This is a genomic window from Pseudomonas sp. FW300-N1A1, assembly GCF_058789115.1.
The window spans coordinates 139,905-154,306 of record NZ_JBYTBK010000005.1; the positions used below are offsets into that span (position 1 = coordinate 139,905).

13 protein-coding genes are annotated in these 14,402 nt (G+C 61.7%); 6 read left to right on the top strand and 7 right to left on the bottom strand.

Annotation, left to right across the window (positions count from 1 at the left end):
* Positions 1–31 precede the first annotated feature (31 nt).
* From AC3WQN_RS06365 to AC3WQN_RS06380, 4 genes are read left to right on the top strand one after another with little or no spacing between them, the layout of a single operon-like run.
* Entirely contained in the window at positions 32–1,804 is a 1,773-nt protein-coding gene (locus tag AC3WQN_RS06365) for a copper resistance system multicopper oxidase (protein ID WP_103401125.1), read from the top strand.
* Positions 1,801–2,688 carry a copper resistance protein B gene (locus AC3WQN_RS06370; RefSeq protein WP_103401126.1) on the top strand — a complete coding sequence of 296 codons (888 nt, stop codon included), beginning with the start codon at positions 1,801–1,803 and terminating at the stop codon, positions 2,686–2,688. Before AC3WQN_RS06365 ends, AC3WQN_RS06370 begins: the two co-directional genes overlap by 4 nt.
* 34 nt (positions 2,689–2,722) lie before the next feature.
* A complete protein-coding gene (locus AC3WQN_RS06375; protein WP_103401127.1) occupies positions 2,723–3,169 on the top strand; it encodes a DUF411 domain-containing protein in 447 nt (148 codons plus the stop codon).
* Positions 3,169–3,603 carry a YqaA family protein gene (locus AC3WQN_RS06380; protein ID WP_095144357.1) on the top strand — a complete coding sequence of 145 codons (435 nt, stop codon included), beginning with the start codon at positions 3,169–3,171 and terminating at the stop codon, positions 3,601–3,603. Before AC3WQN_RS06375 ends, AC3WQN_RS06380 begins: the two co-directional genes overlap by 1 nt.
* Positions 3,604–3,643: 40 nt before the next feature.
* On the opposite strand, the gene AC3WQN_RS06385 is transcribed toward AC3WQN_RS06380, so the two are convergent.
* A complete protein-coding gene (locus tag AC3WQN_RS06385; protein WP_103401128.1) occupies positions 3,644–4,432 on the bottom strand; it encodes a hypothetical protein in 789 nt (262 codons plus the stop codon).
* Between the two features lie 293 nt (positions 4,433–4,725).
* Positions 4,726–5,823: a DmpA family aminopeptidase gene (locus tag AC3WQN_RS06390; protein ID WP_103401129.1), complete on the bottom strand. Its 1,098-nt coding sequence runs from the start codon at positions 5,821–5,823 to the stop codon at positions 4,726–4,728.
* Between the two features lie 317 nt (positions 5,824–6,140).
* Between AC3WQN_RS06390 and AC3WQN_RS06395 the strand changes: the two genes are divergently transcribed.
* Complete coding sequence (locus AC3WQN_RS06395) at positions 6,141–7,067, top strand: universal stress protein (protein WP_103401130.1); 927 nt, start codon at positions 6,141–6,143, stop codon at positions 7,065–7,067.
* Positions 7,068–7,115: 48 nt separating this feature from the next.
* Here AC3WQN_RS06395 and AC3WQN_RS06400 read toward each other — a convergent pair whose 3' ends face one another.
* Genes AC3WQN_RS06400 through AC3WQN_RS06415 form a run of 4 tightly spaced genes read right to left on the bottom strand, consistent with a single transcriptional unit; the run spans position 7,116 to position 10,909 of the window.
* A complete protein-coding gene (locus tag AC3WQN_RS06400; protein WP_103401131.1) occupies positions 7,116–8,210 on the bottom strand; it encodes a polyamine ABC transporter substrate-binding protein in 1,095 nt (364 codons plus the stop codon).
* Between the two features lie 53 nt (positions 8,211–8,263).
* On the bottom strand, positions 8,264–8,605 hold the full coding sequence (locus AC3WQN_RS06405) for a cupin domain-containing protein (RefSeq protein WP_103401132.1): 342 nt from the start codon (positions 8,603–8,605) through the stop codon (positions 8,264–8,266).
* 30 nt (positions 8,606–8,635) lie between these two features.
* Positions 8,636–10,042: an NAD(P)/FAD-dependent oxidoreductase gene (locus tag AC3WQN_RS06410; protein WP_103401133.1), complete on the bottom strand. Its 1,407-nt coding sequence runs from the start codon at positions 10,040–10,042 to the stop codon at positions 8,636–8,638.
* A gap of 51 nt (positions 10,043–10,093) precedes the next feature.
* Positions 10,094–10,909 carry a helix-turn-helix transcriptional regulator gene (locus AC3WQN_RS06415; protein WP_103401135.1) on the bottom strand — a complete coding sequence of 272 codons (816 nt, stop codon included), beginning with the start codon at positions 10,907–10,909 and terminating at the stop codon, positions 10,094–10,096.
* A gap of 276 nt (positions 10,910–11,185) precedes the next feature.
* On the opposite strand from AC3WQN_RS06415, the gene AC3WQN_RS06420 reads away from it, so the two are divergent.
* Positions 11,186–11,461 (top strand): DUF1652 domain-containing protein, encoded by a 276-nt coding sequence (locus AC3WQN_RS06420; RefSeq protein WP_095144363.1) that lies wholly within the window; start codon positions 11,186–11,188, stop codon positions 11,459–11,461.
* A gap of 362 nt (positions 11,462–11,823) precedes the next feature.
* On the opposite strand, the gene AC3WQN_RS06425 is transcribed toward AC3WQN_RS06420, so the two are convergent.
* Entirely contained in the window at positions 11,824–14,313 is a 2,490-nt protein-coding gene (locus AC3WQN_RS06425; RefSeq protein WP_103401390.1) for a UvrD-helicase domain-containing protein, read from the bottom strand.
* Positions 14,314–14,402: the final 89 nt, after the last annotated feature.

Here is a 14,402-nt window from a genome sequence, read left to right on the forward strand (position 1 = left end):
CCTGAAGCATCAGGGATGACGGGACTTTGTTATGCCTTCAACACCTTCAAGACGCTCTTTCATCAAAGGCCTGGCCGCCGGCAGTGTACTGGCGGGCGCGGGCCTGTGGCGACCACCGGTCTGGGCCGTGACTGCCGACAATCAACCCTCCACGTTGCGCGGTAGCCAGTTCGACCTGTGGATCGGCGAAGCACCGGTCAATTTCACCGGCACCCCGCGCACCGCCATGACCATCAACGGTGGCATTCCCGGCCCATTGCTGCGCTGGCGCGAGGGCGACACCGTGACCATCCGCGTGCGCAACCGGTTGCAGCAGGACACCTCGATTCATTGGCACGGGATCATCCTGCCGGCCAACATGGATGGCGTGCCAGGCCTGAGCTTCCAGGGCATCGCCCCTGACGGTCTCTACGAATACCGCTTCACGCTGCACCAGAACGGTACCTACTGGTACCACAGCCACTCGGGCCTTCAAGAGCAGGCCGGGGTCTATGGGCCGCTGGTGATCGACGCCCGCGACCCGGAACCCTTCCAGTACGACCGCGACTACGTGGTGATGCTCAGCGACTGGAGCGACCAGGCCCCGGAACACCTGATGCGCACCCTGAAAAAACAGTCCGACTACTACAACCGGCACAAGCGCACCGTAGGCGACTTCATCGAGGACGTCAGCCGCGACGGCTGGGCAGCCACGGTGGCTGACCGCACGATGTGGGCCGAAATGAAGATGAGCCCCACGGATCTGGCAGATGTCAGCGGCGTGACCTACCGCTACCTGATGAACGGCCAGACCCCGGAGACCAACTGGACCGGCACGTTCAAACCCGGGGAAAAACTGCGCCTGCGGCTGATCAACGGCTCGGCCATGAGCTACTTCGACGTGCGCCTGCCCGGTTTGAAAATGACCGTTGTCGCCGCCGACGGACAGTACGTGCAACCGGTCAGCGTCGATGAATTGCGGATTGCCGTGGCGGAGACCTATGACGTGATCGTCGAGCCGGGCAACGAGCCGGCCTACACCCTGTTTGCCCAGTCCATGGACCGCAGCGGTTATGCCCGGGGCACCCTGGCCCTGAGCCAGGGGCTCAGCGCCGCCGTACCCAGCCCCGACCCACGACCGCTGATCAGCATGGCCGACATGGGCATGGACCATGGCGCGATGGCAGGCATGGCAGGCATGGCAGGCATGGCAGGCATGGCAGGCATGGACCATAGCCAGATGAGCGGCATGGACCACGCCGGCATGACAGGCATGGGCAACGCCATGCAAACCCACCCGGCCTCGGAAACCGACAACCCGCTGGTGGATATGCAAACCATGAGCCCCAGCGCCAAGCTCGCGGACCCGGGCATCGGCCTGCGCAACAACGGCCGCCGTGTGCTGACCTATGCCGACCTCAAAAGCACGTTCCCCGACCCGGACGGACGCGAACCGTCGCGCACCCTGGAGTTGCACCTGACCGGGCACATGGAGAAATTCGCCTGGTCGTTCGACGGCATCAAGTTCAGCGATGCCCAACCGCTGCGCCTGACCTACGGCGAACGCCTGCGCATCACCCTGGTCAATGACACGATGATGACCCACCCGATTCACCTCCACGGCCTGTGGAGCGACCTGGAGGACGAACAGGGTCGCTTCCAGGTGCGCAAGCACACCATCGACATGCCGCCCGGGACCCGCCGCAGTTATCGGGTGACGGCCGACGCACTGGGCCGCTGGGCCTATCACTGCCACCTGCTGTTTCACATGGAGATGGGCATGTTTCGTGAAGTGCGCGTCGATGAACCGGGGAGCCCGACATGAAGTCCCGCCTGTTGCTTGCCGGCCTGCTCGGCCTTTACATGAACGCGACCCAGTCGGCCGAAAGCATGGACCATTCCGCCATGGGGCACGGCGCAATGCCAGCCATGGACCACAGCCAGATGGGCGGCATGGATCACAGCCAGATGGGCACGATGGATCACAGCCAGATGGCGCCCACTGCCAGCCGCACACCGATACCGGTGCCCAGCGACGCCGATCGCCGCGCGGCATTCCCGGCGGTCAACGGCCATGGCGTACATGACAAGGCGATCAATGGCTTCTGGCTGGTTGACCAGCTGGAGTACCAGGATGCCGATGACGGCAGTGCCCTGGCCTGGGACATGAGTGGCTGGATCGGTGGCGACATCGATCGGCTCTGGGTTCGCTCCGAGGGTGAGCGCACCAACGGCCACACCGAGAAAGCCGAAGTCCAGGCCCTGTGGGGGCATGCCATCGGCCCGTGGTGGGATGTGGTGACCGGGGTCCGCCAGGATTTCAAACCCGGCTCACCGCAAACCTGGGCGGCATTCGGGTTGCAAGGCCTGGCCCTGTATAACTTTGAAACACAAGCAACCTTCTTCGTCGGCGAAAACGGTCAGAATGCGCTCCGCGTGGAAGGCGAATACGACATTCTGCTGACCAACAAACTGATTCTGCAGCCCACCGCCGAGGTCAATTTCTACACCCGCAACGACCCTGAACGCAGTGTCGGCGCCGGGTTGGCCAACACCGAAGCCGGTGTGCGCCTGCGTTACGAAATCGTCCCCGAGTTTGCGCCTTACATCGGCGTGACCTGGAGCAGCACTTACGGCAACACCGCCGACTACACTGGCGAAGACCGCAGTCAAGCGCGGTTCGTCGCCGGCTTGAGGCTCTGGTTCTGAGCCGATGAATGAAACGATCGACACGAGAATTTATATGCACAACTCACTTCGTCTGGCCGCCCTTGGCGCCCTGTTCATCAGCACCCAGGCCCTGGCGGCCGAGCTGATTCCGATCGATGTCCACCGCGATGCCAATTGCAGCTGCTGCACCGCCTGGATCTCGCACCTGCAAGACAACGGCTTCAAGGTCACTGACCACGTCGAGCCCGACATGAGCGAAGTCAAGCAGCGCCTGGGCGTCGCCCCGCGCCTGGCCTCATGCCATACCGGCGTGATCAACGGCAAGTTCGTCGAAGGCCACGTTCCGGCCGAGCAAGTGCGGGCCCTGGCCAAGCGTGACGACTTGCTGGGCATGGCGGTACCGGGCATGCCCACCGGCTCGCCAGGCATGGAAATGGGCGACCGGGTCGACGCGTATCAAGTGATCGGCCTGACTAAAAATGGCACCGATGAAGTGATCGCCGACTACCCGGCCCGGTAATGCTGCTGGGTTACCTCGGGCTGTTTGTCGCGGCCTTCGGCGCCGCAACGCTGCTGCCCCTGCAGTCCGAGGCGGTGCTGGTAGGGTTGTTGCTCAACGGCCAGCACTGGCTGTGGCTATTGCTTGCGGTCGCTACCCTGGGCAATGTGCTGGGCTCCTTGGTGAACTGGTGGCTGGGGCGTGGCATCGAGCACTTCAAGGACCGTCGTTGGTTCCCGGTCAGCCCGGCACACCTGGAAAAAGCCAGCAGGCACTATCAACGCTACGGCCATTGGTCCTTGCTGTTGAGCTGGCTGCCGGTCATCGGCGATCCCCTGACCCTGGTCGCGGGCGTGATGCGTGAACCCCTCGGGCGCTTCCTGCTGATCGTGACCCTGGCCAAAGGCGCCCGTTATGCCGTGCTGGCCCTGGCGACACTGGGCTGGACGGCCTGAGGTAAATCTCCAGGCTTCGACGTCCCTCGGCACCGGCGAATCAGCAATGCGGGTATTCCCGCGTTACGCCAGAAGCCCTGCACAAACGCCCGATGATCGTCTGCTTATGCACATCGCTTAGCCGCTGGTAGGCCCATATGTATAAACCGCCGATTTCCAATCGGGTTATCTGATCAAGAAAGGTATTCAGGTTATTGTCCGTCAAACCGATGGCCGTCAATGCCAGAATGACCTTTCCAGGTTGGGCGCCATGGCCAATCGAGCGCTCCAGGGCTTGTCCTACATAACGGGCAATCTCGTCATCGGTCCACATTTTGCTGCCATAGCAGTAATGGACGAGGTGGTCGCACTGCCCGGCCTCAATGACTTTCAGCACTTTGGCATTCAGTGCGGAGCCGGAAGTCGTGGTGGGTGCACAATACGAATAACCGGCAATAAACCCGTAGCTGGTCTGCTTGCCTTGCTGTTTGAGCTGGCCCATCGCATCGATGACCAAATCGATGTTCATGTTGCATTCATCGTCAAAGTCTACCCCGTCCCAGCCCCCTGCAGCCGTGGCATCGAGAATGGCCTGAACATCGGCCTGGCTACCCGGCATTGCACGAGGGGAGCAGAAACCACCCCCATACGTCCAGCGTGTCGAACCGCTGTACTGTTCAAATCGTGGCGCCTGGGAGCCGGCAGGGCTCCAGCCGGGGTTGCTTTGCGTACCGGTTGTCAAACCTGACAGGTTGGTGACCATGCCGTACATCATGTCGGTGAATTCTGGCAAGGGTTCGTGACTGAGTTGCTGGCTCCATCCGCCCAGCAGATAACGTCCTTGTGTCATGCGACTATCTCCTGATTTCGCTAACTATTGGCGAGCGTCGACCGACGCTTCAGGGCACATTCAAGCAGGTTCAGAAAGCAACACAATGGATTCAACATTCCTTTACAAACAATAATTTTTCACACACTCCTGATGCCCTTTCTCTCATCGTCGTGACAGCAATGTCCGGTACTTTTCACGCCGTAACGCCACTTCCCCCAGCCCCTTTTCTGAAGCCCCGTCTTCTCATTCCCTTCATGCACATGCGGTTCGTTGCTGCAAAGAGCGCTCGCAACACCCACTGTCGCGCCCCTTCATGCCTTCCACGTCGACGCCCCCAATGCGCGAAGCAACAACTCGGGTTCCAGTGCACTAACCTGTCGGCCATCATCGCTGCGCATGCTCTCACCCGCCAACAAGGCGTTGACGATGGCCTCTTCCACCGCTTCGGCCGCCGCACTGAACAGCGGTGAAATGTGATCGTTGTTGAGCATCGCCAGGGCTGTGCTCAGGGGCAAGTCCTTGCGCCCATAGTCAGCCGGCGGCAGGTCCTGGTTGCCGGTGGCGAACGCCAGGAAGATATCACCGCTGGAGTCCTCCGTCCCACCGCCGGTACGGGCGATGCCAATGGACGCCCGTTGTGCCAGGCGCTGGCACTGGTGCGGCAACAGCGGTGCGTCGGTGGCCAGGATCACCACGATCGAACCCATGCCCGGCGTGCCCTGCTGCGCGAAGGGCGAATCGACCTGTGACAACTGCCGGCCAACCGGATAGCCGTCGACCCGCAACTCACAACGCTTGCCATGGTTGGCCTGCACCAGTGCGCCGACGGTGTATCCGCCCTGCCCAGCCGGCAACCGACGGGACGCGGTGCCGATCCCGCCCTTGAACTCGTGGCAGATCATCCCGGTGCCGCCCCCCACGGCGCCTTCAGGCACCGCACCGGTCGCGGCATTGTCAGCCGCTTGCCGCACGTGCTGCGCCCCCACGTGCTGGCCCCAGATGTCGTTGAGCACACCGTCGTAGGTTTCCATCACCACCGGCATGCACCAGTAGGTGGCCGGGTCTGCCAGGCTGTCGCGCTCCAGCGCGACCAGGGCATCGCGCACCACACCCACGCTGTGGGTATTGGTGATGGCAATGGGCGTTGCCAGCAACCCGGCTTCGCGAATCCATTCCAGCCCCGTGGCATCGCCATTGCCGTTGAGCACATGGCAACCGGCGAAACAGGGTTGCAGCCGCGCATGACCGGCGCGGGGTTGAATCACCGTCACGCCGGTCCTGACCTGCTTGCCGTCGACCCGGTCCTTGAGGGTGCTGTGCCCGACCCGTACGCCCGGTACATCGGTAATGGCATTGAACGGCCCCGGTACTCCAAAACCCAGGCGGATGCCCAGTTCACGTGCGCGCATGACGTCTCCTTCACGATTGACTGTACCGGCTGGAGCCGGCGAAAGAACGCTACTCTAGGGACCGCGTCCGCCAGCGCCAATCACCCCGTTGGGGTATGCGTGCGGCGGCGCTGCCCGCGATCATGGTCAATAATTAGAGCATTGCAGCCGTGCCGGGCGACCGCAGGTCGGGCAGCAAGGCTGCTCGATGGCCCGCTTGATTCAGATCAACCCCTCGCCCGCCGTTCACGGCACGATCGGTTCACTACTTCAACGCCCGACGACGGATCGTTGCCCTCAAGGACTCGCGTCACGGCGTTCATCACGGGAGAGTTGCCATGTCCGGTCAATCACGTTTCATGCTGGTCGTCTCGCCACTGATGGAACACAGCGCGGCGTTCGACAGGGCGGCGGCACTGGCCAGAGCCGAAGGCGCCGCACTGCATATCGTGGCCTTCGACTACCTGGAAGGCCTGGCCACCGCCAGCCTGGTCAATGAACAGGCGATGGAGCAAATGCGCCTGGGCTACGTCGAGCGCCACCGTCAATGGCTGGAGGAACAGGCCAGGCCTCTGCGCAAACTGGGGCTGACCGTGACCACCGAGGTCACCTGGGTGGAAAATCCGTTGCAGGAAATCCTGATTCACCTCAAAGAACAGCCCATGGATGCGCTGATCAAGGCCCTGAAGCACGAGTCGCTGATTTCACGACTGATGTTTACCCCGCTGGACGTGCATCTGCTGCGTGAGTCCCAGGTGCCGCTGCACTTCGTCAGCCATGACGCACGCGCCCTCCCGCGCAGGATTGTCGCCGCCGTAGATCCCTTCCATAGCGGCAACAAGCACCTGGACCTGAACAACCGGATACTCCACGAAGCGGTGAAACTGGCCAGTGCCTGCGGCGCAGAAGTCGATGTGGTCTACGCCCATGACCTGTCGAGCCTGGACACCGATGAGTTCGATTTTCGCAGCAGTACCGCGATCTTCACCCCCGGTACGGCCAAGACGCTGTTCGACGTCCAGGCCGAAGCGTTCAACACACTAACCGAGCAAAACGGCATTGCCCCCGAACAACGCCACATGGTCATGGGCAACCCCGTCAAGGTCCTGGTCAATTACGTGCAAGCCCATGAAGTGGACGTGATCGTCATGGGACGGGTCAGTCATCGCGGTCTGGCGCGCTTGGTGGGCAGCACCGTGGAGAGCCTGTTGTACAAAATGCCCTGCAGCATGTGGATCGTCTCGCCCCAAGGGCCTGCCGAATAAAACCGTGAGCCCTGGCGAAATGCTTCGCCCAGGGCTCGATCCAGCGCCTCAACTGCCAGTGCGGACCTTGTTCCACAATCGCGTACGGATCCGGTCGATGTTCAGGGGCATGGCCTCAAGGGCGAACAGTTTGCCCATCATTTCCGGGCTTGGGTACACCTTGGTGTCGTTCTTGATGGCCGGGTCGATCAGGCTGTCGGCCTGTTCGTTGCCGTTGGCGTAGTGCACATAATTACTGATGCCGGCCATGACATCCGGGCGCAGCAGATAATTCATGAAGGCGTATCCGGCCTTCTCGTCCGGCGCGTCGACCGGCATGGCGACCATGTCGAACCAGATCGCCGCGCCCTCCCTGGGAATGGCGTAACCGATGTCCACCCCGTTTTTCGCCTCCCTGGCGCGGCTTTCGGCCTGCAGGATGTCGCCGGAGAACCCGACCGCCACGCAAATGTCGCCGTTGGCCAGGTCGCTGGTGTATTTGGAGGAGTGGAAATAGCTGACGTAAGGCCGGACCTTCAGCAGCAGGGCTTCGGCTTTCTTGTAGTCGGCCGGGTCCTTGCTGTGGTGCGGCAGGCCCAGGTAATTCAACGCGGCAGGCAGCAACTCCGGACCGTTGTCGAGGATTGCTACCCCGCATTTCTGCAGCTTTTCCATGTATTCGGGCTTGAAGATCAGGTCCCAGGAGTCCACCGGTGCGTTGTCGCCCAGCACCGCCTTGACCTTGGCCATGTTGTAGCCAATCCCGGTGCTGCCCCACAAATACGGGAAACCGTGTTCGTTACCCGGGTCATTGGTTTGCAGGGCCTTGAGCAAAACCGGGTTGAGGTTTTTCCAGTTCGGCAACTGGCTTTTGTCGAGGGTTTTCAATGCCCCGCCCTCGATTTGCCGCGCCATGAAGTGGTTGGAAGGAAACACCACGTCATACCCGGACTTCCCCGTCATCAACTTGCCGTCGAGGGTTTCGTTGCTGTCGTAGACGTCGTAGCTGAAGCCGATACCGCTTTGTGCCTGGAAGTTTTTCAGGGTGTCCGGCGCGATGTAGTCCGACCAGTTGTAGATCTTCACGGTGTCGGCCGCCTGGCTCAGTGATGCGGCGAGCATCAGGGGCGCCAGCGCGAAGGGAGCAAGGGATAAGCGGATCATGATTCGATTCCTGTATGACGTTTTTATTGGCAGGGTTTCGGTTAATCAGCGGATCAGAAAATCAGCACGTAGGTTTTGCGCACGGTCTCCTCGATGTCCCAGATGCCGGTGCTGTTAGCCGGCAACATCAGGGCGTCGCCCGCTTCGATGGACAGGGGTTCGCCGTTGTCCGGGGTAAAAGTGCAGCGCCCCTGGACGAAGTGACAGAACTCTTGCGCGACGATCTGTCGCCGCCAGCGTCCGGGAGTGCACTCCCAGATACCGGTCTCGACGCCATCGCTGCGCTCCACGCTGGTGGTCGAGGTCACGGCCACGGGGGCGCCCAATGGCACGGCGACCGGTGCCGACGCCTCTAGCGTCATGTGCGGAGTGTTCTTGAACTGGGTAATACTCATGCCGATACCTGTCGATGAGGGAAAGAGAAATTACTGCATGAAACCTTCCATGAAACCCGCTACCCGACAGGCCAGCCTGCGCCGCCAGGGCGCGCTGTTGAGGTCGGCCAGGGTCTGGTCTTCGTGGATGAAACTGCGAATGATCGCGTTGTAGCCCAGCCAGCGCAGCGGTTCGGGCTCCCAGGCCTTGAGCGCATCCAGCCCGCCCTGGGGGATGACCCAGGGTTGGTGAACCCGTTCGGTGTCGTGCCCGAGGATCAGGTCCGCCAGCGTCCGGCCGCCGAGATTGCTGGCACCGACGCCTTCGCCGCCGTAACCGCCCGACAACGCGATCCCGCTGCGTTGATCGCAGAGCATGTGGGGTTTGAACCGTCGGGACATGCCCAGGTTGCCGCCCCAGGAATGAGTGATATTGACGTCCTTGAGCTGGGGGAACAGCTCACCGAACAGGTAACGCCGCAGTTGGACTTCTCCCTCGCTCAGGTCGAAGTCGTGCCGCAACTTGCCGGCAAACCGATAACCACCACGGGCACCAAACACCAGGCGGTTGTCGGCGCTGCGCTGGCCGTAGGTCACCTGACGGCTGCTTTCGCTGAACGCCTGCCCATGGTCCAGGCCGATTTCGTCCCAGGTCGCGGCCGACAACGGCTCAGTGGCAACCAGCAGGCTCTGCACCGGCAGCTGATAGCGCCCCAACGGTGCCAGTGTCGCGGCATAACCTTCCACGGCCGGCACAATCCAGCGGCTGCGCACTGTCGCGTTGGCGGTCTTCAGGCTGCCGGGCTGCCAGTCATTGACCGGACTGTTCTCGTAGATCTGTACCCCCATGCGTTCCACCGTCCGCGCCAGGCCACGCACCAGTCTGGCTGGCTGAATCGTCGCGCAGTGCGGCGCATGGATAGCGCCGTAGGGTCTGGCCACGCGGATGTGCCGGGCCAGTTCCGCGGGGTTCAACCAACGGTAGTCGTCCGGGGTCAGGCCCTGCCGGTACAAGCTGTCCAGGTAGCCCCGCAGGCTGACCTCCTGCTCGGGGTAGCGCGCGGCACAATAAAGCACACCACCTTTGCGAAAATCGCAGTCGATGCCTTCCCGTTCGGTGACGATCCGCACCTCGTCAGGAATGCCGTGCAGCAAGTCATAGGAGGCGCGGCGCTGCTCCGGCGACAACCCGGCGAGCAGGCGGTCCTCACCCAACAGATTGCCCATCACCCAACCGCCGTTGCGTCCGGAGGCGCCGAAACCGGCCGTTTGCGCCTCAATAATGGCGACGTTCAACTCCGGCGCCTGGCGCTTGAGGTAGTACGCGGTCCAGAGGCCCGTGTAGCCGGCGCCAATGATCGCCACGTCGACGTCCAGGTCCCGCTCAAGGGAAGGCCGGGCCAACAACGGCTCTTCCAGTTGGTCCATCCACAAACTGATCGTGCGCCACGCCGGCATGCAAGACTCCGCCACTCAAGGTTTAGATGGCGGTGATCCTAGTGCCTGGGCTCAGTGGCTGTCTTGTGCGCGTGCACGCAAAGAAATTTCCCGGACATAGGCCTTGGGCGTCATCCCGGTGTGCTGGCGAAAACAGGTGTAAAACGCCGACAGGGAATTGAAGCCGGCGGCAAAGGCCAGATCATCGATACGCAAGGGGGCGGGTGCGGTTTCCAGGACTGCCAGCAAGTGCCGCAGCCGCGCCTGATTGACGTAGCGATAGAAGCTCTGCCCCAGCACCTGATTGAGCAAGTAGGAAATCTGGTTGCGGCTGTAGCCACACGCCTTCGCCACCCCTTCCAGGTCCAGCCCGGGCTCAAGATAGGGTTGTTGATGCTCGAAATACTGCTGCAGATCCTGCGCCATGAAGCTCAACTGGCGGGGTGAAAGCCCCAGGCGACTGACCGCCGGGCGCCCACTGTCGGCCGGTTTGCTCAGGGGTTGTTCGTGCACCAGCGATGCGTATTCGTTGACTCGCCAGATCAGTCCGTCGCGCACCGTGATCGCCTCGCTGGAACGGAACGACACCAGCCCCTCACCGCCGCGCAAGGTCATGCGGTATTGAATGAACGCCGTGTCACCGTCCAGGCGAATCCGGTCCGAATGCTCCAGCGCTTCCTGGGGATCGCGGGGCATGCTGTCGCGCACATACTCGCGCAGTTCACTGAGCCCCAGGATGCGGTTCTGGAAAAAGTCGTGGTACTGGATGTCCGGGTGGTACAACGCCATGACACCGTCCAGGTCCCGATGCTTCCAGCACAGGTGGTAACGCAGCACCGTCTCGCCGGTGGCCTGGGTTTGCAACGGGCCATCATCATGGGCAGGCATAAGGTGCTCGGCAACAGAAAAACCGAGCTTGCCGAACTTGCGCCAAGGCTTCAATGATCAATTCGAGGGCCTGTCTCCGACGAACCTTGCCATCGCGGTGACAGAGCGTGATCGAGCACAGGCTCAATCCCGGTCAATCGACAGCCGGCAGGTAAATTTCACGGCCCATCGTAAAGTCAGTGCTACCGTTAAAAATCCACAGGGTTGGGCCAATGACGGCTCATCCTCCTCTGACATAAGCCGAAGGAAGCGCTTGATGACGAAGGCGGGTCACCCATGCACAGGACTGAGTTCAGCAAGGTCACGTTCCCCAACGCCTGCCAGTTGATGCGCTGGCATTTTCACCCTATTGGATTCGAAGCCACCATGGACGCACCGGACAGCATGATCCTCCGGTTGTTTGACCGTGCCAGTGGCAGGACCATGGTCTCCATCGCCGGCATCCCCTGCGCCACCCTGATGAATGCCACCGATGTCGAGCGAATAATCGAAGCGGTGGAGGATGAACTTGAAGCCTTCATCCCACCACTCACGTTCAAGCACAACGCTTGAGCCTGTAGGTCAAGGAAAGTGGCGTCGAACACAGACCCTGTGGCTTGCTCGCGCTGGGCTGTGCAGCAGCCCAAAAATCGGCTACCGCGTTTTATCTGAACGCCAGCAGTCGTCTTGCCGGGGGCGCTTTGCACCCCAGCGCGAGCAAGCTCGCTCGCCACAGAAGCCGCGTTTAGTCAGGAAAGTCGCGTCGTACACAACCCCCGTGGCGAGCGAGCTTGCTCGCGCTGGGCTGCACAGCAGCCCCAAAACCAGTCACTGGGGTATCTCTGAAAGACTGCAGTCGTTGCACCGGGGCCGCTTCGCGCTGGAGCGCCAGCCCGGCCCAGCGGGAGCAAGCTCCCTCGCCACACAAGCAGCGTTCACGCTTGAACGGTTTTACTGCCTACATTGCTCGCGCGCTGGTCGGCAAAGAAAGGCTTGCCGGAGGCGATCCTGTCGGAAGCCCTGGGCAGGTTCACCGAGCTGCCTTCCTGAGGATCGACGTACCAATGGCAATGCTTCGCGGCACGGGTAATGCCGACATAGGCCAGGCGCAGGATCTCGTCTTTCTGCGCCGAGTCATAGGGCTCGGCATCACCGTCCTTGCCCAGTCCGGCCAGGCGATAGACCTGGTTCTTGTAGGGCGAACAGGTCAAATGCTGGCAATCGCCCAACAGGAAGACCGCATCCGCCTGCAACCCCTTGGCGCTGTGGAACGTCAGTTGCTTGAGGCGCCTGGCCTCGAAAGGCAAGCTCGAATCAGCATTAACTACAGATGAAATATGATGTTCAATCAATAACTTATCGCTGCTTTTTCGATACAACATCAAGATTGAATCGCCATTGCGATAGTGCTCCGCCAAGCGCTTGGCCAGCTCCCCGTCGTCACGATCGTGGATGTTGACCGGCAACAGTTCCGCCGTTTCACCGCAGGCCTTGGCTTTCTTGCCCGGGATCGCCGGTGCCGCCCGCACGATATGCTCGGCGGCGTCGATGATGTGCTGATGGCTGCGGTAGTTGTCGCTGAGCATCACCCGCGTGGTACCAGGAGACGGGAACTCCTTGTTGAACTCCATGAAGTATTTGGGCGAACTGCCGCGCCAGCCATAGATCGATTGCCAGTCATCGCCCACACACAGCAATGACGAGCGCTGGGCACCACGCCCCACGTGCATGGCCGGTCCACGGCGGCGAATTTCCCCCAGCGTGGCGCGAATCCAGGAGACGATCTGCGGGGAAACGTCCTGGAACTCGTCGATCATCAAGTGCGACATCGGTCGTAGTAGCTCGTCACCGAGCAGCTTGAGGTTCTCCGGCGAGTGCTCGCTGAACAAGGCGAACATGCGGTTGTAGGTCATCACCGGTGGCGACTGATCCAGCAGGTGATCTTCAAAGGTGCGCCAGAACAGGCTCAGCGCCTCGAAGAAATAGCGGTCCGGGTCGTCCTTGGCGAAACTCATCTGGCCCACGGCCGCCGGAACGTCCAGCCCGAGGTTCTCGATGAAGCTCGCGGCGGCGACAAAACAATCCAGCAGCGGCGCCCCCGCCAGTTCGCCCTTGACCTTGTAGTCGAACCCGGGACCGGCGCTGGCATCGCCGGCGAGCGTGGCCAGAACACGCTTTGAAGAGTCATAGCTATCCAGCCAAATCAATGGCTTACGACAGAAAGCTCGAAACAGGGTTCGTTTGACCGCCCACTCCGCACGCACGCTCAGCTTGGCGTTTGGCCGGCTGAGCTGAGGGTTTTCCCGGGGATCGAAGCCCAGCACCACCCAGGCATCCAGGCTCGGGATGTAGCCATGGCAATGGAACCGCGAGCCGTTGATCTCGAACGTCTGGCGGCTGGGCTCGATGCCCTTGATCGGCCAGGCGCCAGCACGAAACCACAAGTCCTCAACGGTATCGCACAGCTCTTCGTCACGCTTGGCAGCCAGCTCGGTTACCTCCATGCGCTTTTGCACCTCCGGGTGGTCACGCTCCAGTTCCTTGAGCTGCAAGGCGTGGCGCGACAGCGGCGTGATCAATTCGCGAAACCGCTCGTTGTCGGTGAACAGGCGATGAAAACAGGCGTTGAGTTGCTGGCGCTGCGTGTCGTTGATCCGCAGATCAAAAGGGTTGCTGTCGACGTCTGTCTCATTGAGCAGCGAGCGCTCGTTGAGGTTTTCGAAGGCTTGCAGGCGCTCGAACCCCGGCAGGCTGCGGACCATCGGCAGAATGCGCGAGTGGAAGGTGCGCACCAGGTCCCGGGCATCTTTTTGCGACAGTGCGCGGCCCCAGGTGGCGAACAGCGCGATCAGTTTGTTGATGAAGTCCTTGCGTGACTCGCGGGTGAACGTCACCACGGTCAACGAATCCAGCTCGAACCCCAGGTAGTGGGTCAGCAGCAGAATGCGCAATGCCAGGGTGGTCGACTTCCCGGCGCCCGCCCCGGCAACCACCGAGGTCGACGGTGTGTCGCTGAAGATCATCTTCCACTGCGCCGCGCTGGGTTGTGCGTGCGTCGGCAACAGCCGCGCGACGTCGGCCTTCATGCGCTTTTTGATCTCGGCGCCCAGGGGCAGCCGCCAATCGTCGAACAGGAGGTCATCCACTCGCGGCGCCGGGTGTTCGGTGCAGCGGCTGTCGCGGATCAACAAGACCTGGCGGCCCTCTTCGATCCCGTCTGCCTTGCCTTCCTTGTAGCCGTAGTCCACACCCGCCGTGTGCCCACTGCGAAACCCGTCAGCCTGGCCGTGCAACCAGGACGCCCGGTGCTGTGCGCGCAAACGCGTCAGGCCATGGCCAAAAAAGCGCGCAGCCAGACGTTTGAGCCACGGCATTTCGGCCAGGGGCAAAAGCTCGGGAGGAAGATCGGGGATGTTTCGTGGCACGCTGACTCCAGGGTGTGAGGCTGTTGGCGCTATGGTGTCTTCATTTGCCGATGAGTTCTAGTCAAATGCTTATCCTTCATTGGCTTAAG